General features: G+C 34.7%; 15 protein-coding genes. 6 read left to right on the top strand and 9 right to left on the bottom strand.

All coding sequences use genetic code 11. The annotated features are described in order from the left end of the window. Positions 1-29 precede the first annotated feature (29 nt). Together ACFOWA_RS05925 and ACFOWA_RS05920 are read right to left on the bottom strand one after the other, a co-directional pair. Positions 30-1,937, bottom strand: coding sequence for a DUF3857 domain-containing protein (locus ACFOWA_RS05925; protein ID WP_378982756.1), 1,908 nt, complete (start codon positions 1,935-1,937; stop codon positions 30-32). Beyond that, on the bottom strand, positions 1,937-3,910 hold the full coding sequence (locus tag ACFOWA_RS05920) for a DUF3857 domain-containing protein (protein ID WP_378982753.1): 1,974 nt from the start codon (positions 3,908-3,910) through the stop codon (positions 1,937-1,939). The genes ACFOWA_RS05925 and ACFOWA_RS05920 overlap by 1 nt, the downstream gene beginning before the upstream one ends. A gap of 174 nt (positions 3,911-4,084) precedes the next feature. Here ACFOWA_RS05920 and ACFOWA_RS05915 point away from each other — a divergent pair, with 174 nt between their 5' ends. Both ACFOWA_RS05915 and ACFOWA_RS05910 read left to right on the top strand, forming a co-directional pair. Beyond that, positions 4,085-5,032, top strand: a complete 948-nt coding sequence (locus tag ACFOWA_RS05915) for an exonuclease domain-containing protein (RefSeq protein ID WP_378982751.1) — start codon at positions 4,085-4,087, stop codon at positions 5,030-5,032. Between the two features lie 32 nt (positions 5,033-5,064). Beyond that, the gene (locus tag ACFOWA_RS05910) at positions 5,065-6,924 is read left to right on the top strand and encodes a M1 family metallopeptidase (RefSeq protein WP_378982748.1); all 1,860 of its coding nucleotides are present in this window, start codon (positions 5,065-5,067) and stop codon (positions 6,922-6,924) included. 83 nt (positions 6,925-7,007) lie between these two features. On the opposite strand, the gene queG is transcribed toward ACFOWA_RS05910, so the two are convergent. After that, positions 7,008-7,937, bottom strand: coding sequence for a tRNA epoxyqueuosine(34) reductase QueG (gene queG, locus ACFOWA_RS05905; RefSeq protein WP_378982745.1), 930 nt, complete (start codon positions 7,935-7,937; stop codon positions 7,008-7,010). Between the two features lie 144 nt (positions 7,938-8,081). Between queG and ACFOWA_RS05900 the strand changes: the two genes are divergently transcribed. Next, a complete protein-coding gene (locus ACFOWA_RS05900) occupies positions 8,082-8,288 on the top strand; it encodes a hypothetical protein (RefSeq protein ID WP_378982742.1) in 207 nt (68 codons plus the stop codon). Between the two features lie 63 nt (positions 8,289-8,351). Here the strand turns inward: ACFOWA_RS05900 and ACFOWA_RS05895 are convergent, their stop codons facing one another. The 4 genes from ACFOWA_RS05895 to pdxH all read right to left on the bottom strand — a co-directional run bounded on the left by ACFOWA_RS05895 (position 8,352) and on the right by pdxH (position 13,101). After that, a complete protein-coding gene (locus ACFOWA_RS05895) occupies positions 8,352-9,860 on the bottom strand; it encodes a carbon-nitrogen hydrolase family protein (protein ID WP_188414127.1) in 1,509 nt (502 codons plus the stop codon). Positions 9,861-10,106: 246 nt separating this feature from the next. Next, a complete protein-coding gene (ruvB, locus tag ACFOWA_RS05890; protein WP_123206201.1) occupies positions 10,107-11,129 on the bottom strand; it encodes a Holliday junction branch migration DNA helicase RuvB in 1,023 nt (340 codons plus the stop codon). Between the two features lie 31 nt (positions 11,130-11,160). After that, the gene (locus ACFOWA_RS05885) at positions 11,161-12,057 is read right to left on the bottom strand and encodes a 3-hydroxyacyl-CoA dehydrogenase family protein (RefSeq protein ID WP_378982739.1); all 897 of its coding nucleotides are present in this window, start codon (positions 12,055-12,057) and stop codon (positions 11,161-11,163) included. A gap of 393 nt (positions 12,058-12,450) precedes the next feature. Continuing rightward, positions 12,451-13,101, bottom strand: a complete 651-nt coding sequence (pdxH, locus tag ACFOWA_RS05880; protein WP_378982737.1) for a pyridoxamine 5'-phosphate oxidase — start codon at positions 13,099-13,101, stop codon at positions 12,451-12,453. Between the two features lie 45 nt (positions 13,102-13,146). Between pdxH and ACFOWA_RS05875 the strand changes: the two genes are divergently transcribed. Then, positions 13,147-13,710, top strand: a complete 564-nt coding sequence (locus ACFOWA_RS05875) for a YqgE/AlgH family protein (RefSeq protein WP_378982735.1) — start codon at positions 13,147-13,149, stop codon at positions 13,708-13,710. 64 nt (positions 13,711-13,774) lie between these two features. On the opposite strand, the gene purE is transcribed toward ACFOWA_RS05875, so the two are convergent. Both purE and ACFOWA_RS05865 read right to left on the bottom strand, forming a co-directional pair. Continuing rightward, positions 13,775-14,290 (bottom strand): 5-(carboxyamino)imidazole ribonucleotide mutase, encoded by a 516-nt coding sequence (gene purE / locus ACFOWA_RS05870; protein WP_378982732.1) that lies wholly within the window; start codon positions 14,288-14,290, stop codon positions 13,775-13,777. A 49-nt stretch (positions 14,291-14,339) separates the two neighbouring features. After that, complete coding sequence (locus tag ACFOWA_RS05865; protein ID WP_378982729.1) at positions 14,340-15,479, bottom strand: 5-(carboxyamino)imidazole ribonucleotide synthase; 1,140 nt, start codon at positions 15,477-15,479, stop codon at positions 14,340-14,342. 54 nt (positions 15,480-15,533) lie between these two features. Here ACFOWA_RS05865 and ACFOWA_RS05860 point away from each other — a divergent pair, with 54 nt between their 5' ends. Continuing rightward, positions 15,534-16,724 (top strand): BaiN/RdsA family NAD(P)/FAD-dependent oxidoreductase, encoded by a 1,191-nt coding sequence (locus ACFOWA_RS05860; RefSeq protein WP_378982726.1) that lies wholly within the window; start codon positions 15,534-15,536, stop codon positions 16,722-16,724. A 113-nt stretch (positions 16,725-16,837) separates the two neighbouring features. Next, positions 16,838-17,560, top strand: a complete 723-nt coding sequence (locus ACFOWA_RS05855) for an RluA family pseudouridine synthase (RefSeq protein WP_378982724.1) — start codon at positions 16,838-16,840, stop codon at positions 17,558-17,560. The last annotated feature ends 49 nt before the right edge of the window (positions 17,561-17,609 follow it).

Below are 17,609 nucleotides of genomic sequence, written 5' to 3'. Positions count from 1 at the left end.
AATTATGATTATTGGGATAACCCTAGGAATTATTTTTTTAAGCTAAGTATCACTTTGTACTGGTCTGCAGAGTTTACATCATTTATAAATTTAGAAAAAGCAGCATATTCCTCAGCCGGGAATGTACCGTCATTTACTATTAGTTTTCTATAGTAAGTTAATTTATTTCCGTTTAAAGTTGATTTAGATATATATTCTCCAAATTGATTTTTAAATTCTTTATCGTTTTCACCAAGCTTATCTGTTAATACTTCCGCTGGTAAAGTATAAACTATAGTGTCTTCATCAGTATAACCTCTATTAATGTAAACAGGCCTAATTCTATTTCTTGATTCCGAAACACTACTTTTTACATTAAATGCATTAAGTTGTAACAGCATTTTATTGTTGTTTACAGCTCCATAATTCCTTAAAAAGAGAACTACATTTTCATTAGTTTCTGGCACTGCATCTTTTTTCTGACTATAATTTATAGCATTAAAAGTTATGTTATCAATATCGTAAATACCACTTAATAGTTTTTGCTGTTCTACAAAAGGTTTCCCTACAACATTTTCCATATTGTTATATTGCGAACCAAAATAAACTGTTTTTATAGTTCCTTTTACATCGCCATTTGAAAATACCGTTAAATCTGCATGCCTGATTTGACGATTATTCTCTGCTTGCAATTTTGGAGTTTTTAATAGCTTACCGCCTTCAGGTGTACAAGCTAGCACGGTTCTATCATCTGTAAAATCGCCTAAAAAGCCAAATGGTATTTTCTGACTAGTACATTCAAGCCATGTGGTATCACCTTTTAGTGGCATACATAAAATAACATGATTGCCTTGAACCATGCTGGCAAAAGTAGGGTCGAGGCTAACTTTTTCGATACCTGCCTCAACAACGCAATAGTAAGATTCTATACCAACCACATTTAAAAGGCTTTGCATGTAATTAACCAATGCTTTGCAATCGCCATAACCAAGTCTATCAACATCAGCAGCAGCTACAGGTTGGAAACCCCCAATACCAATTTGCACACTAATGTACCGGGTTTTATTTTGCATAAACTCGTAAATTTTTCGTGCTTTTCCTTTATCGGTAGTTTCATTTTTAACTAATTCTTTTATTGTTGCTACTGTGGATGGTAAAAGCGTAGAACGTCCTTTCAACAAATCAGCATAAACCCATTTACCCAATTGGTTCCAATCTTTATAACTTCCTCTATGGTTGTAATAATCAAATTGTATTGGTGCAATTTTAACGCTGGTTTGGTAGTTCTCGGCATTGGGGCTATAAGGCTCAGATTTGACAGCAAACAAATTGTTAACCTTCCAAATAAGCGATTTTTGTTTGTCGTTAATTACCTCTTCAGGCTTGCCAACATAGTTTTGCGCTTTAATTCTAAGTTCATCAGCAGGTTTGCAAATAAAAGTGTAGCTGCTTTTTTCAACCGCAACATCATCAGCAGCTTTTGGTACCCAATCAGGGATGAGCAGGTTTTGTTTGTATCTAATTTCGTAGCTGTAAACAATGGTAAATGGATAAATATTTTCGTTGGGTAGAAAATGCTTTACTCTACTATCTACAAATAATGAAAAGCCATCTGCAGCACTTTCATCGCTAAAATTATTTTGTGTAAATTTCTTAGTTAGCTTACCTGCAGCATTATAAACTTCGCCTTTTATACTTTGTATTGATGTGTTTTTATCATAAAACAACACTATCCTGGCCTCGTCTTCTCCATTTTTGTTTATTACCGTTATAGCTTTTTTAACCAACCGCATAACGTTATCTGTCGAACGCATATCTACAATGGTTTCTTCGTTTCGAACAATGGCGTTCGCACGGTTTTTTAGATTTGATGATATCAAATCTACATCGTAATTGTCTTGAGAAAAAACAAATAATGAATTGATAATTAGGAAAATAAAACAGATTAATTTCAGCATTATTTCATCTTCTTTAATAAAACATCAATCTTTTGGTTTTGAATTATTTTACTGTAAAATTCTTTCAAATACGGATATTCCTCTGGTTGGTATATGGCTTTATTAAATTGAAGAATTTGATTGAATGTTAGCACATTATCTTCAATAGATGTTTTTACCAAGTATTTTCCACCTGTATTAGGCAAACCAATAGCCAAGTCTTGAGATTTTTCTACTAAATCATATTTTCCGGGTAAAGCAATTCGAACACTAATTCTTTCTTCGGAAGCCGAGCCTAAATCAACCGGATAGGTTCTTTCGTTTAAATTAAAAGGATTTTTTACAACAGGATTAATAAAAAAGGTATTGAAATAAAACTCATCTTTGCTCGCATCGGCCATTTTAGAGAACTCAACTTCATATATTTCGGTTAATATATTTTCTACACTATCAATATTTTTTATCTCATGCTTTAAAATTTGGAGCTTTGGTAAGCGTTCATCTAATTTTTCTACATATTCATCAATCGAATTGTATTTTTTAATATCTTTTCGTTTGTTAAAAGCATCATAACCAAAACTATGCGTAGTTATGGTGCCCTTAACTTTACCATCCAAGTCCATTGTTGCATCAACAATATAACTTGTAGATGCTTTTTGAAAAGCAGTTAAATCTAACCAGTAGGATGGTTTTTTAAGATTTAAAACTCTGCCCTGATCATTTATACACCTAAGCGGCAACAATCCAAAAGGAAGTAAGGGTTCTGTAGCATCTAAAAGATAGCTTTTCCCATCAATGTTTACTTTTGCAATTAAATAATTAAAATCGCTAATAACGGGATACAACTTATTTACATTTCCGTTCTCTCGGGTCGATATTATAACGGCCTCCGCATCCAAGTTTGCGGCTGTAAGTGCTGCAATTAAACTTAAATTGATATCGGCTACCGTACCAGAGTGCATGTCTAAAGATTTTTTAATGTTATCATCACTACTTATTCCGTATCCGTTATTCCATTTAACTTGTTTTTTAATGTAATTAAAAATTGCTTTAGCTTTATCTAAATTATCTTTCGAATCTTTAATAACTGTTGGAATAATATCCTTAAAAATGTCTTTTCGCTTCATTTGTCCGCCGATAGACTTATCAGATGTTAGTTCATAATCAACATCTCTCCAGGATTTGGTATAGCTTTGTTTTCGTCCATCAGGCATTTCCCAATCAGATAGTTCGAAGTAAATTGCCGATTTGTAATTGCTTGCAGCAGTCATGTAATCTTCCTCCACAAATGCTGGTATATTCTTCATTACATACCAAATTTTCGAACAGTCAATCGGTACACCATTTATGCGCATACATTCTCTCGAAAGTTCACTTTTTGTATCGCTAAGTTTTATAAATCCACGTAGGGATACATTGTAATTATAAATGGCTGGAATAAAAGCTAAATATTCACTATAAACTTTAGGAATGTCGCTCTGAAACGCCCAAGTTTTGTAGTTAAATAATAGTGGCGACTCTAATCGATAGCTATATTCTATAATCGAACCATCTTTTATATTTGGTAAAGTAAATTTTGTTAAAGCCGTATATCTACCTCGATTTTCGGTAAATATCGATTTCTTATCCATGATGGATTCTACAAAATGCCCATCTTCAAAATTGAATGTAGAAGCTTTAATGGAATTTATATATTCTTCTCTTGTGCCATTTTTATAAGTTGGAATTATAATATTGGCCTGATTGTAACCTTCTTTATTATAAATTTTAATTTTAACATGATATTCAAAAATTAACTCTGTTCCATTTGTTTTATCGCTTATTTGAATGCTGGTTGTACCAAATTCTTTTAGTACAATGGCATTTGCATTACTGTCTAATTTATTTCTATCATAGTTTTGGTCATCAAACGTAATTGCACCAAAAGGAAAATTTTGAGCATTGGCGATTAGTACGGTAAATAAGAGTAGCAAGAGCGAGAAGATTTTCTTCATTTATAGATGGTTAATTTAACGCAATTTAAATTTACGGCACTGTATTCGAAAATAAATTGGTAATTATATTTCAAAATTGTGAGTTTGTTTTATAGAAGTAACCAAACCTTTTTAGCACTTTTGATTATAGAAATATTTAAAGATATCTGATATCAACAATTACATCCATAAAGAATGAAATTAAATTTAAAACGCCCTTTAGCTTTTTTCGATTTAGAGGCAACAGGAATTAATGTTGGTGCCGATAGAATTGTAGAAATAGCCATATTAAAAGCAATGCCCGACGGCACTGAAACAATAAAAACTTGGCGTGTTAATCCAGAAATGTCTATTCCATTGCAAACTTCATTAATTCATGGCATTTATGATGAAGATATTGTTAACGAGCCGACCTTTAAAGAGCTTGCGGCTGAAATTGCTGAGTTTTTGGGAGAAAGCGATTTAGCTGGTTACAATTCTAACAAATTTGATATCCCGATGCTGCTTGAAGAGTTTCTACGTGCCGATGTTAATTTTGATATGACTGGAAGAAAGTTTGTTGATGTTCAGAATATATTTCACCAAATGGAACAGCGTACTTTAAAAGCTGCTTACAAATTTTATTGCAATGATGATTTGGTAAATGCACATGCTGCCGAGGCCGATGTTATTGCAACGTATAAAGTATTGCTTGGTCAGCTGGATATGTATAAAGAAACCGAGTTTGAAAGCAAACAAGGCGTAAAAAGTATCCCGGTTGTTAATGATGTTGATGCATTGCATGTTTTTACCAATATTAATAAACCGGTAGATTTTGCCGGAAGGTTGGTTTACAACGATAACGATAAAGTTTGTTTTAATTTTGGAAAGCATAAAGGCAAAACCACAGAACAAGTTTTTAGTGTAGAACCTAGTTACTATGCATGGATGAAGCAAGGTGATTTCCCGCTGTACACAAAGAAAAAACTGGATGAAGAATGGGCGAAATTTAATGCTAAGAAGAATGAAAATAAAGCACCAAAAACACAAAATCCTCCTCCGGCAAATAAACCGCAATACAACAAACCAAAGCCAGTAGAAAAACCAGCAGAACCAATCAATACAGATATGTTGGAGCAGTTAAAAATGAAGTTTGGAAAATAATTTGCATTTAAATTTATCCCACGTTACCATTAATGAAATCAATACAATTTTTAAGTTTTTTACTGTTATCAGCATTTTATTTAAACGCTCAGGTAAGACTACCTGAAGAGCCGGTTTTTGAAAAAACTTATCAAAAAGCTACGAGAAGTTTAGATGGTAAACCCGGCAAAAATTATTGGCAAAACCGTTCTGATTATAAGTTGAAGGTTGATTTTAATCCAGGTAGCCGATTATTGAAAGGAACTGTTGATGTAGTTTACACCAATAATAGTCCTGATACATTAAAGGAAATTTGGTTTAAACTTTATCCGAATTTATATAAAAAGGGCACACCAAGAAAATCAAAAATCGCCGAAGCAGATTTAGGCGAAGGTGTTACAATCGAAAACTTAAATGCGAATGGCAAAGCTATAAGCGATTATAATGTTGATGGAACAAACATGACGGTGAAGGTTCCTGCACTGTTGCCCGGCAAAACCATCAAATTTAATATAACTTATAACTACACTTTAAATAAGGGTTCGCACATGCGTACCGGTCAGGTAGATGATGGTTCTCATTTTGTTGCCTACTTTTTCCCAAGAATTGCAGTATATGATGATGTAGATGGCTGGAATAAATATCCTTACACTGGTGCTGAAGAATTTTATAACGACTTTGATAATTTCAATGCCGATATTACTGTGCCGGGTGGTTATGCCGTTTGGGCTACAGGCGATTTAAAAAATTCATCTGATGTTTTTCAGAAAGATATTGTTTCTAAAATTACCCTGGCCGAAAAGAACGATGGTGTTGTAGATGTTATTACAGAAAATGATTTAGCCGCTAAAAAGGTAACTCAATCTAAAGCATTCAATACTTTTAAATTTGAAGCTAAAAACGTAACCGATTTCGTATTTGCATTAAGCGACCATTATTTGTGGAAATCTTCAAGTTTTATGGTTGATTCATTAACCAAAAGACGGACGCGAGTGGATGCAGTTTTCAATCCGAAACACACAGATTACTACGAAGTAATTAACTTTGCTCGTAAAACCGTTGAGGCAATGAGTTTTAAATTTCCAAAATGGCCATATCCTTATAACCATGAAACGGTTTTTGATGGATTAGACCAGATGGAATATCCAATGATGGTGAATGATAATCCGGTTGACAATCGAGAAGATGCCATCACACTAACCGATCACGAAATATTTCATACCATGTTTCCATTTTACATGGGTATTAATGAAACAAAATATGGTTGGATGGATGAAGGTTGGGCAACGATAGGTGAGTGGTTGATTTCGCCAATGATTGATTCGACCATAGTTGATGAATATGGAATTCAGCCCACGGCCTCAAGTTCTGGTGGAAAAGATGATTCGCCAATAATGACTTTAACACCTGATTTGAAGGGTTCAGGATCATTTACAAATTCCTATCCTAAGCCTGGTTTAGCTTATCTTTTTGTTAAAGATTATTTGGGAGATGAATTATTTACCAAAGCTTTGCACAACTACATTAAAAACTGGAACGGCAAACACCCAATGCCTTACGATTTCTTTTATAGTATGAATGAAGGTAGCGGCAAAGACTTGAACTGGTTTTGGAAACCCTGGTTTTTTGACGGGGGAGTGCTTGATATGGCTATTAAATCTGCAACAAAAACTACTTCGGGTTACGACATAGTAATTGAAAATAAAGGTAATAAAGCCTTACCTATCGATTTGCTTTTAAGTTATGAGGATGGCTCTGCAGAAAAAAACCATAGCACAATTGGCGTTTGGGAAAAAGGAAACAATCAAACAACCATTGAAATTAAAACAACTAAAAAATTAAATAAGGTTGTGATGGGAAATCCTCATACTCCTGATAAAGTTAAATCTGATAATAGTTTTGTAGTGAATTAATTTTAATAGCAACTACGAGTTACGAAGCACTTTTAATAAGAAAAGCTTACTTCGTAACTCGAAATATCGTCCGCTTATTTCTATTATTTCAAAAAATCAATATTTCTTTTTAAACCTGCAAACTTTGTTCGTTTTACAGCCGAGCCTTTAAACACCTTCTTAAACACTTCGTCTGTTATTTCAGTAAGGTCTTTTGCGCTGAGTTCTAACAATCCGTTTTCTGGTTTAAAAGCAGATTCATTATGTGCTTTCGAAAATCTATTCCACGGACAAACATCCTGACAAATATCGCATCCGAACATCCAATTGTCCATTTTATCTTTGAACTCAACCGGTATTTCGTTTTTAAGTTCGATGGTTAAATAAGAAATACATTTGGAACCATCAACAACTTGCGGTGAAATGATGGCGTCAGTTGGGCAGGCATCTAAACATCGTGTGCATGTGCCGCAATGATCTGTATGAAAAGGACTATCATAATCTAACTCTAAATCGACAATCAATTCGGCTAAGAAAAAAAATGAACCATTTTGCTTGCTTATCAGATTAGAATTTTTTCCGATCCAGCCAATTCCCGAGCGTTGCGCCCAGGCTCTGTCTAAAACAGGAGCAGAATCAACAAAAGCTCTTCCACCAACTTCTCCTATATTTTCTTCGATAAATATTAAAAGCGCCTTAAGTTTCTCTTTTATTACAGAATGATAATCTTGTCCGTATGCATATTTGGAGATTTTTGGGGCTTCAGAGTCAGACTGTTTATCCTCAGTATAATAATTTAAAGAAAGTGAAATAACCGATTTAGCACCATCTACAAGTAAACGTGGATCTAACCTTTTATCGAAGTAGTTTTCCATGTACTTCATTTCGCCATGATGGTTCATATTTAACCATTGCTCTAATCTCGGCGCTTCGGTTTCTAAAAATTCTGCCTTTGCAATACCACATCCCATAAAGCCCAATCTAATGGCTTCATCTTTAATCAACTGACTATATTTTGCAGATTTGTTATACATCAATGTACAAAGATAGGGCTTAGATTTAAAACCTTTTGCTTTATTGCTTGTTGTTATCTTGAAACTAAATTAATTAACCCAAACTTTAAATTCTCACACTTGGTAGAATAACAAAGTTTATTTAACGCGATAAAATTTTAGATAATGGAAAACATAGATCCTAAACATACGGAAAGTGGAGAAGCTCCAAAACCGATAGAAAAAGACTACGAAAGTCATAAAGAGAATCCTGGTCCTGCGAAACCTGCAGTTACAGAGAAGGATGAAAATGGAGCAGGTTCTGTATTAAAATGGATTTTGCCAGTAGCAGTAATTATTGGCTTAATCGTGTGGTTTGTAATTAGAAAATAATAGCTTTAGTAAATTTAAAATGCCGGTTAGTGATGTGACCGGCATTTTTTTTGTCTATAGATTTTACTTTAACAGTTTAGTTTGATATAAATCTGTTCTTCTATCTTTCAATATCTTTACGGTACCGTAATGATGCAATTCATCTAGTAAATGTAAATCAACATCTACCACCAAAACCATCTCTGTATTCGGTGTAGCCTCGGCTTTTACTGCATTGGTTGGAAAAGCAAAATCAGAAGGTGTAAATACTGCTGATTGTGCAAACTGAATATCCATATTATTTACTTTCGGCAAATTGCCCACACAACCTGCAATCGCAACATAGCATTCATTTTCAATGGCTCTTGCTTGTGCGCAGTGTCTTACTCTTGTATATCCATTTTGTGTATCTGTTAAAAACGGAACAAAAAGAATCTGCATACCTTGGTCTGCATAAATTCTGCTCAGCTCAGGGAATTCAACATCATAGCAAATTAAAATACCAACTTTACCACAATCGGTATCAAAAACTTTAACCTTATCTCCACCAATCATTCCATAATATTTCTGCTCATTAGGTGTGATGTGGATTTTACGATACTCATCAATTTTACCCGTTCTATGGCATAAATAAGTAACATTGTAAAGTTTGTTTCCTTCTAGTAAAGGCATGCTACCAGTAATGATATTCACATTGTAGCTCAATGCATATTCATGCATTCTATCTACAATTTCCTTAGTTTTTTCAGCGAGTTTACGCATCGCCTCAATCTCGGGCAAATGATTGTATGGCTGAAGCAATGGTGTATTAAACAACTCGGGAAATAGAATGAAATCTGATTTATATCCACTTAAAGCGTCAACAAAAAATTCTACTTGCTCATAAAATGCATCCATATCCGGAAACAAACGCATTTCCCATTGTACTAAACCTAACCTAATGGTCATGGCCGAGCGGGCAGAAGCATCAATACCTTGATAGTAAATATTATTCCATTCTATCAGGGTTGCGTATTCTTTTGATTCTTTATCACCTGGGAGATAATTTTTTAACACTTTTCTAACGTGAAAATCATTAGAAATCTGGAAAGTCAACGTAGGATCGTAAATTTCCTTAGCCTTAACTTTATCAATGTATTGTCTTGGTGTTAAAGTTTCTGAGTACGTGTGGTAACCCGGAATTCTGCCACCTGCAATAATACTTTTTAAATTTAAACTCTCACAAAGCTCCTTGCGGGCTTCGTACAATCTTCTGCCTAAACGTAAACCACGAAAATCAGGGTGAACAAAAATTTCAATCCCATATAAGGTATCTCCATTTGAGTCGTGTGTGGTAAAGGAGTAATCGCCAGTAATTAATTTGTAAGTATGCCTGTCGCCATACTCGTCGTATTGCACAATTATAGCCAAAGAACAGGCTACAACCTTTTCATCTACTGCGATGCAAAGCTGACCTTCCGGAAAAATATTTAAAAGTTTAGCGATGCTTGATTTTGGCCAAATAGACCCACCCATACTATCGTAAGCCTGGGTCATAGAATCTTTTAAATCGGCGTAATCTTCGAGCGTTAACTTACGTAATTCAATATTCATAATTTGTTGGTTTTACACTTACCCAACGGATAAATGCATCTAATGTTTGTAAAAATAAAGTCTAAAATTTGATGAGAGGTTTTTGGAAATGAAAGCAACAAATTCTTTTGTTAATACAGCCGGGCTGTTCGCTATATCTTTTTTGACATTGGCATCCTCAGTTTGTCGAAGGAATATCAAAAAAGGATATCGCTACCATCCCGTTTAAGAACAAAGTTTCTGCAAAAAAAAAGTTCAAATCCTACCTTAAAACAGCTTTCCGGTTTGCCCCGGGTAAATTTTCTTTAAGTGTTTGTAAGCAGCTTCGGTTACTTCTCTTCCGCGAGAGGTTCGCATAATGTAACCTTCCTGAATTAAGAACGGTTCATAAACTTCTTCAATTGTGCCTTCATCTTCTCCAACAGCAGTTGCGATGGTTTTTAAACCAACTGGTCCGCCTTTAAACTTATCAATAATGGTCACTAAAATCTTATTATCCATTTCATCTAAACCATGTTCATCAACGTTAAGTGCGTTTAAAGCGTAACGGGCTATTTCGGTATCGATATTTCCATTTCCTTTTATTTGCGCAAAATCTCTGGTTCTACGAAGCAGTGCATTGGCAATACGAGGTGTTCCACGGCTTCTCCTGGCAATTTCATAAGCACCTTCATCATTAATTGGTGTTTTTAAAATATCTGATGAACGCAGAACAATCGTGGTCAACAGTTTCGCATCGTAATAAGCCAACCTGGCATTTATACCAAAACGAGCACGTAATGGTGCAGTAAGTAAACCCGAACGGGTGGTGGCACCAACAAGCGTAAAAGGATTTAAAGATATTTGTACAGAACGAGCATTTGGTCCGGTTTCTAGCATAATGTCGATTTTGAAATCTTCCATTGCCGAGTATAAATATTCTTCTACCAATGGAGATAAGCGGTGAATTTCATCAATGAAAAGAATATCTCCGGTATCTAAACCTGTTAGTAAACCTGCTAAATCGCCAGGTTTATCTAAAACCGGACCAGAAGTAACTTTTATTCCGGCTCCCATTTCGTTAGCGATTATATACGATAAGGTTGTTTTTCCTAATCCTGGCGGACCATGAAGCAAAACGTGATCTAATGCTTCACCTCGAAGTTTTGCTGCCTGAACAAAAATCCGGAGGTTTTCCATTACTTTTTCTTGTCCGGTAAAATCTTCAAAAGCTTGTGGTCGCAAAACCCTTTCAATATCTCTATCAGTAGGGGTTAGGTTGCTCGCTTCAGGGTCAAGATTTTCGTTCATACAGCAAATATAAAATTTAATGCTAAAAAAATTAGGATTTTTTAAATTTGTTGGCAACTATCAAATCTTTCGAACCAGCTGTGTAAGTGTAAAAACCTTCTCCAGTTTTAGCTCCTTTTTTTCCTGCGGCAACCATATTTACCAAAAGTGGGCAAGGTGCATATTTAGGATTACCAAATCCATCGTGCAGCACTTTCAAAATAGCCAAACAAACATCTAAACCAATAAAATCGGCCAATTGAAGTGGACCCATTGGGTGTGCCATACCAAGCTTCATTACGGTATCAATTTCATAAACACCTGCAACACCTTCATAAAGTGTATAAATTGCTTCATTAATCATCGGCATTAAAATCCTATTAGCTACAAAACCAGGATAATCATTTACTTCAACAGGTGTTTTTTGTAAACTTTCTGCAAGCGTCATAATGGTTTTAGTAGTTTCTTCGCTGGTTTGGTAACCACGAATCACTTCAACTAACTTCATAACCGGAACAGGATTCATAAAATGCATACCAATTACTTTATCGCCACGATTGGTTACGGCAGCAATTTGGGTAATAGAAATTGATGAAGTATTTGAGGCTAAAATTGCTTCGGCAGGAGCGAAGGCGTCTAAATCTTTAAATATTTTAAGTTTTAAATCAACATTTTCTGTAGCTGCTTCAACAACCAAATCGGCATTTTTTACACCAGATTCAATAACTGTATGCGTTTGAATATTTGCCAAAGTCGCAGATTTTTGGTCTTCTGAAAGTGTTCCTTTAGCAATCTGCCTATCAAGATTTTTGGTTATGGTTTGTAAGGCTTTGTCTAAGGCATTTTGGTTGATGTCAATCAAATTTACCGAGTAACCAAATTGAGCAAATGTGTGTGCAATACCATTGCCCATTGTGCCAGAACCTATAACTGCAATATTATTTATCATTTGATTTAATTTGAATTTGAAAATTTAAAAGTAAATGTAAAAACTACAATTAGAAAGACTAATTTGATATGATATAAATATTTGATTTACAACTATTTATAGTTAATAAATGTTAATCATCATATAAAAATTACATTAATTTTTGTTAATCGATACATTGCTATTATTCACCGATACATGATTTAGAATTCGATTTCTTCTTTGGATATTTGAATCATCAAGTAACAATAACAATTTATTTGCGCATTGAAAATAGAAATAGCCGTTACATTTAGGCGCATTTTTATTGGTTTATATAGGTACTTCCTAGGAGATTTTAGGTTAGTTAATGATTAGTTAAAAATAGAGATTTGGCCGGATGGCGAATCTCTATTTTGTTTTTATACGATATTGTTATGGTGCCAGTCTTGTTTTAACCCAAATGCCCTTAACCAATTCAAAATTTATTCTATCATGAAGTCTGCTTCTTCTACCTTGCCAAAATTCTATTCGGGTAGGTTTAACAATATAGCCACCCCAATGTGCAGGTTTCGCGATGGTTTTATTATTACTTTTTAACTTTAAATCTTCAAACTTTTCTTCTAAAAATTTCCTGTTTGGGATGATTTGGCTTTGTGGCGAAGCTACTGCTCCAATCTGACTGGCAACTGGTCGAGTGATAAAGTATTCTTCAGAAGTTTCTTTGTCTAACTTTTCTACTGTTCCTTCAATCCTAACTTGTCTTTCTAAATCAGACCAAAAGAAAACCAATGCTGCATAAGGATTTCTTTTGAGCTCTTTGCCTTTGGCACTTAAATAATTGGTAAAAAATCTAAATCCTTCTTCATCTACACCTTTTAATAATACGATTCGAGCATCAGGCTTTCCTGCTTTATCGGCTGTGGCCAAAGTCATTGCATTTGGTTCATAAACTTGAGCTTCAACAGCATTATCAAACCATTTTTTAAATTGATGTATTGGGTTGTTATCTACGTCAGCTTCATCTAACGTTGCGCTTTTATAATCTTGGCGCAGGTTTTGTAGAAATTCATTTGTAACTTGCATAAACAAAAATAGGCATCTTTTGTGGTGCTTCAAACGATAATCGTAATGCTTAATAATATAAAACCAAAAACCGGCCGATTACTTATTTCTGAACCCTTTATGGCTGACCCAAATTTTAAAAGGTCGGTGATTTTGCTAACGGAACACAGCGATGAAGCTTCGGTAGGTTATATACTTAACCAATTTGGCAATTTGCTTTTGAAAGATGTAGTAAAAGACTTATGGGAAGCTGATAATCAAATTTATTTTGGTGGTCCTGTTGGTGTAGATACCATTCACTTTATCCACAGATGTTTTGATAAAATGCAAAGTGGAGAGGAAATTGGAAATGGTATTTATTGGGGTGGAAATTTCGAAACTTTGAAAATCCTTATTAATTCTAATGCGATTGAAGAGGATGAAGTTAAATTTTTTATAGGATATTCTGGCTGGGACGAAGGTCAGTTAGAAAAGGAAATTGAAGAAAATGCCTGGATGGTGAGTGATGTTTCTCATCCTGATATTATTTTTGGCGGCGATGATGAACAATTATGGAGGGATGTAATTGTAAATTTAGGACCGAAATATGCCCACGTAAGCAATTTCCCTGCAGACCCGAGTTTGAATTAAGCTGTTAAGTCGGAGGTCCGAAGTCAGACGATATTGAGACTGACTTTGGACCTCTCTTTTATCATTATAAATTTTCCGCACTCTCTTCAACTTTTTTCCTCAAATCATCTTTATAGGCCTGCATTTTAACGGTTATAGAATCATCTGAAGTTGCTAAAATCTGTACAGCTAGTAAACCTGCATTTTTAGCGGCATTTAGTGCTACAGTTGCAACTGGAATTCCATTTGGCATTTGCAATATGGATAAAATACTATCCCAACCATCAATAGAGTTTGAAGATTTTACAGGAACGCCAATAACCGGTAATGTTGTGATTGATGCAACCATTCCTGGCAAATGAGCAGCACCACCGGCACCAGCAATAATAACTTTTAAGCCTCTTTTAAAAGCCTCTTTTGCATAGTTAAACATTCTCTCTGGTGTTCTGTGGGCAGAAACGACAGTAATTTCATAATCTATTCCAAATTCTTCCAAAACATCGGCAGCATCTTGCATTACAGGTAAATCTGATTTGCTACCCATAATTATGCCCACTAAGGCAGTTGTTTGTTTAAAGGAATTAGAATTTTCAACACTCATATATTTTTCTCTTATAGTTTTAAAATCGTTGTTCTTTATTCCTTGCTCTTTAAGCAATTACCTTCAATGTTTTCTGTACGTACCTGGCCTTTTCAATAGCTTTTTCTCTATCAATATCTACTACAGTTACGTGGCCCATTTTACGAAACGGTTTTGTATATTTTTTACCATATAAATGAACGAATACGCCATCTATAGCTAAAATTTTCTCTAAATTTTCATACTGAGCAACGCCTTCAGAGCCTTTTTCTCCAAGCAAGTTTATCATAATTGCGTTTGTTATGCTACTTGTATCACCTAAGGGTAAATTGTAGATTGAACGTAAATGCTGCTCAAATTGTGATACATAATTACCTTCTATGGTGTGGTGACCGCTGTTATGCGGACGAGGTGCAACTTCATTCACCAAAATCTCACCATCTCTACATACAAACATTTCTACGGCTAAAATGCCTGTGATGTTCATTCCTGAAGCAATATTTTTAGCGATGTTTTCCGCTTTCTGTTGCAAACTTTCTGCGTATGTAGATGGCGAAATTAAAAATTCAACCAGGTTTGCCTCCGGATTAAATTCCATTTCCACCATTGGAAAGGTTTTCATATCACCGTTTGAGTTTCTTGCAACAATTACGGCTACTTCCTTTTCAAAATCTACTAACTTTTCGATAATACAAGGCGCATCAAATGCTTTATCCAAATCGTTAGCATTGTTAATTTTCATAACACCTTTACCATCATAGCCATCTTTCCTTAATTTTAAAATGTATGGAAAAGGAATATGGCTATTCTCCATATCTTCTTTCGTGTTTACGATTTGAAATGGAGCAGTTGGAATATCATTTTCTTTAAAAAACTGTTTTTGAACGCCTTTATCCTGAATTAATCGTATTACTCTTGATTGTGGAAATACTTGTTTGCCTTCCTTTTCAAGTTGTTCTAACGCTTCAATATTTACTTTTTCAATTTCTATGGTGATAATATCTGCTCTTTTGCCAAAATTGTAAACGGTATCAAAATCGGTAATTGAACCATTTTCGAAATAGTTTGCAATATGCTTGCAAGGTGCATCAGGGTCGGGGTCTAAAACTAAAGAATTAACATTATAATTAATTGCTTGTTGAATGAGCATTCTGCCTAATTGACCACCACCTAAAATACCTAATTTTAATTCGCTAATCTGTTTTGCCATGCGCTTGAAAATAATGCTACTTTTGCACAAAAGTAACCATAATAAATTTTATTGATGAATGCTGATGCAATAATTATTGGTGCAGGTGCTTGCGGATTGATGTGTGCGGTGCAGGCAGGCTATTTAGGAAAGAAAGTAATCTTGCTGGAAAGGAATGAAAAACCCGGTGCAAAGATTTTAATTTCAGGAGGTGGACGATGTAATTACACCAACCAATTTGCATCTGCAGAACAATTTATCTCATCAAATCCACATTTCATTAAATCTTCTTTTACCCAATTTACTATTGATGATACGATTAATTTTTTTGAAACATATGGCATCAGCGGAAAAGAAAAAACTTTAGGACAACTGTTTCCTGATGAAAAAAATGCAAAAGATGTAGTTGAAGTTTTCACTTCAATTTGTGCAGGTCTAGGTCAGGAGATTAGATGCAATGCAGATGTTAAAGACATTGAAATTTTGGCGGATGGTTTTAAAGTTAGTTATGAGAAGAATGGCAAAAGTATAGCCATCACTGCAGATAAATTAGTTATTGCAACGGGAGGGTTACCAATTCCAAAAATGGGTGCTACAGATTTTGCCTTGCGTTTTGCTCGCAAAAATAATTTAAAAATTATCGAAACAGCGCCAGCTTTAGTGCCTCTTACCATTACTGGGAAAGATGAAGAATGGTTTGCTCAATTATCAGGAAATTCGGTTTTCTGTGAAGTAAGCAATGATGATATTTCTTTTGAAGAAAACATTTTATTTACCCATTGGGGCTTAAGTGGTCCTGCAATATTGCAAATTTCGTCTTTCTGGAGAAGGGGCGAGGTGGTAAACATCAATTTATTGCCACATTATAATATTGCCCAATTGTTGGATGAGGAACGCAAATTGAATGGAAAAACATTATTATCAACTTTGTTAAACCGTTTTTATACCAAAAAGTTTACTGATGCATTAGGAAAATTTTTGCCTTTAAATAAGCCTGTTGCATCATTAACTAAAATTGAAATTGAAACAATAACTCAAACCATACATCAATTTAAAGTAAAGCCAGCTGGCGATAAAGGATATGATAAGGCCGAAGTTATGCGTGGCGGAATCGACACCAATGAAATTTCTTCTAAAACTTTAGAGTGTAAAAAAATTCCTAACTTATTTTTTGGCGGAGAATGTTTAGACGTAACTGGCTGGTTGGGCGGTTATAACTTTCAGTGGGCGTGGTCCAGTGGTTATGTAATTGCACAAAATTTATAGGTATTAACTTTCCTACTTATTTGAATGCGCCATTAATTCAAATCAACCATTCTGAAATCTATTAGCACTAAAATAAAATCCGTATTTTTGCGACTTATCAATAATACTTCAATTTGAAATACCCTAATTTTAAAGATCTTATTCTTTTCGAAGACAACGATTTTATTGTCATCAATAAACCTCCATTTCTGGCTTCGCTTGATGAAAGAGGTGGTTCAGGCGAAACCAATGTATTACGTTTGGCCAAACAATATAGCGATGATGCACAGGTCTGTCACCGTTTGGATAAGGAAACTTCTGGCGCTTTAATTATTGCTAAAAATCCGGAAGGCTATCGTCATGCCTCTATGCAGTTTGAGCGGAGAAAGGTTGATAAAACTTATCACGCAGTGGTTGATGGTCACGTAATCTTTGATAAATTAGTGGTCGATTTACCAATTTTAAATGATGGAAATAAGAATGTAACCATCGATAGAGCAGAAGGTAAAAGAGCAGAAACCATTTTCGATTCGTTAAAATATTACAAGCACTATACTTTGGTAGAGTGTAAACCAATTACCGGAAGAATGCACCAAATTCGTATTCACCTGGCTACGCAAAGAGCCGCGATTGTAGGCGATGAGATGTATAAAGGTAAATCAGTATTTTTATCATCAATTAAACGTGGATATAAATTAACTAAAGGTGAAGAAGAACAGCCAATTATGAAACGTTTTGCATTGCATGCGAGGCATTTGGTTTTTAAAGGAATGGATGATAAAGACATTGTAATTGATGCACCTTACCCTAAAGATTACGCTACACTAATTAAGCTTTTAGATAAATTTGATGCTTAATAAATGCTTTAAATATTGGCTCAACGCTCACATTTAGCTACATTTGGAA

Source organism: Pedobacter lithocola, assembly GCF_042650845.1.
GTDB classification, from domain to species: domain Bacteria; phylum Bacteroidota; class Bacteroidia; order Sphingobacteriales; family Sphingobacteriaceae; genus Pedobacter; species Pedobacter lithocola.
This window is presented reverse-complemented; position numbering and strand designations above follow the sequence as displayed.

Excerpts from the sequence above, each read along its gene's own strand:
- pdxH (WP_378982737.1), bottom strand. The coding sequence starts at position 13,101 with ATGCAAGTTACAAATGAATTTCTACAAAACCTGCGCCAAGATTATAAA.
- ACFOWA_RS05865 (WP_378982729.1), bottom strand. The coding sequence starts at position 15,479 with ATGGCAAAACAGATTAGCGAATTAAAATTAGGTATTTTAGGTGGTGGT.
- ACFOWA_RS05910 (WP_378982748.1), top strand. The coding sequence starts at position 5,065 with ATGAAATCAATACAATTTTTAAGTTTTTTACTGTTATCAGCATTTTAT.
- ACFOWA_RS05915 (WP_378982751.1), top strand. The coding sequence starts at position 4,085 with ATGAAATTAAATTTAAAACGCCCTTTAGCTTTTTTCGATTTAGAGGCA.
- purE (WP_378982732.1), bottom strand. The coding sequence starts at position 14,290 with ATGAGTGTTGAAAATTCTAATTCCTTTAAACAAACAACTGCCTTAGTG.
- ACFOWA_RS05860 (WP_378982726.1), top strand. The coding sequence starts at position 15,534 with ATGAATGCTGATGCAATAATTATTGGTGCAGGTGCTTGCGGATTGATG.
- ACFOWA_RS05895 (WP_188414127.1), bottom strand. The coding sequence starts at position 9,860 with ATGAATATTGAATTACGTAAGTTAACGCTCGAAGATTACGCCGATTTA.
- ruvB (WP_123206201.1), bottom strand. The coding sequence starts at position 11,129 with ATGAACGAAAATCTTGACCCTGAAGCGAGCAACCTAACCCCTACTGAT.
- ACFOWA_RS05900 (WP_378982742.1), top strand. The coding sequence starts at position 8,082 with ATGGAAAACATAGATCCTAAACATACGGAAAGTGGAGAAGCTCCAAAA.
- ACFOWA_RS05920 (WP_378982753.1), bottom strand. The coding sequence starts at position 3,910 with ATGAAGAAAATCTTCTCGCTCTTGCTACTCTTATTTACCGTACTAATC.
- ACFOWA_RS05885 (WP_378982739.1), bottom strand. The coding sequence starts at position 12,057 with ATGATAAATAATATTGCAGTTATAGGTTCTGGCACAATGGGCAATGGT.
- ACFOWA_RS05925 (WP_378982756.1), bottom strand. The coding sequence starts at position 1,937 with ATGCTGAAATTAATCTGTTTTATTTTCCTAATTATCAATTCATTATTT.
- queG (WP_378982745.1), bottom strand. The coding sequence starts at position 7,937 with ATGTATAACAAATCTGCAAAATATAGTCAGTTGATTAAAGATGAAGCC.
- ACFOWA_RS05875 (WP_378982735.1), top strand. The coding sequence starts at position 13,147 with ATGCTTAATAATATAAAACCAAAAACCGGCCGATTACTTATTTCTGAA.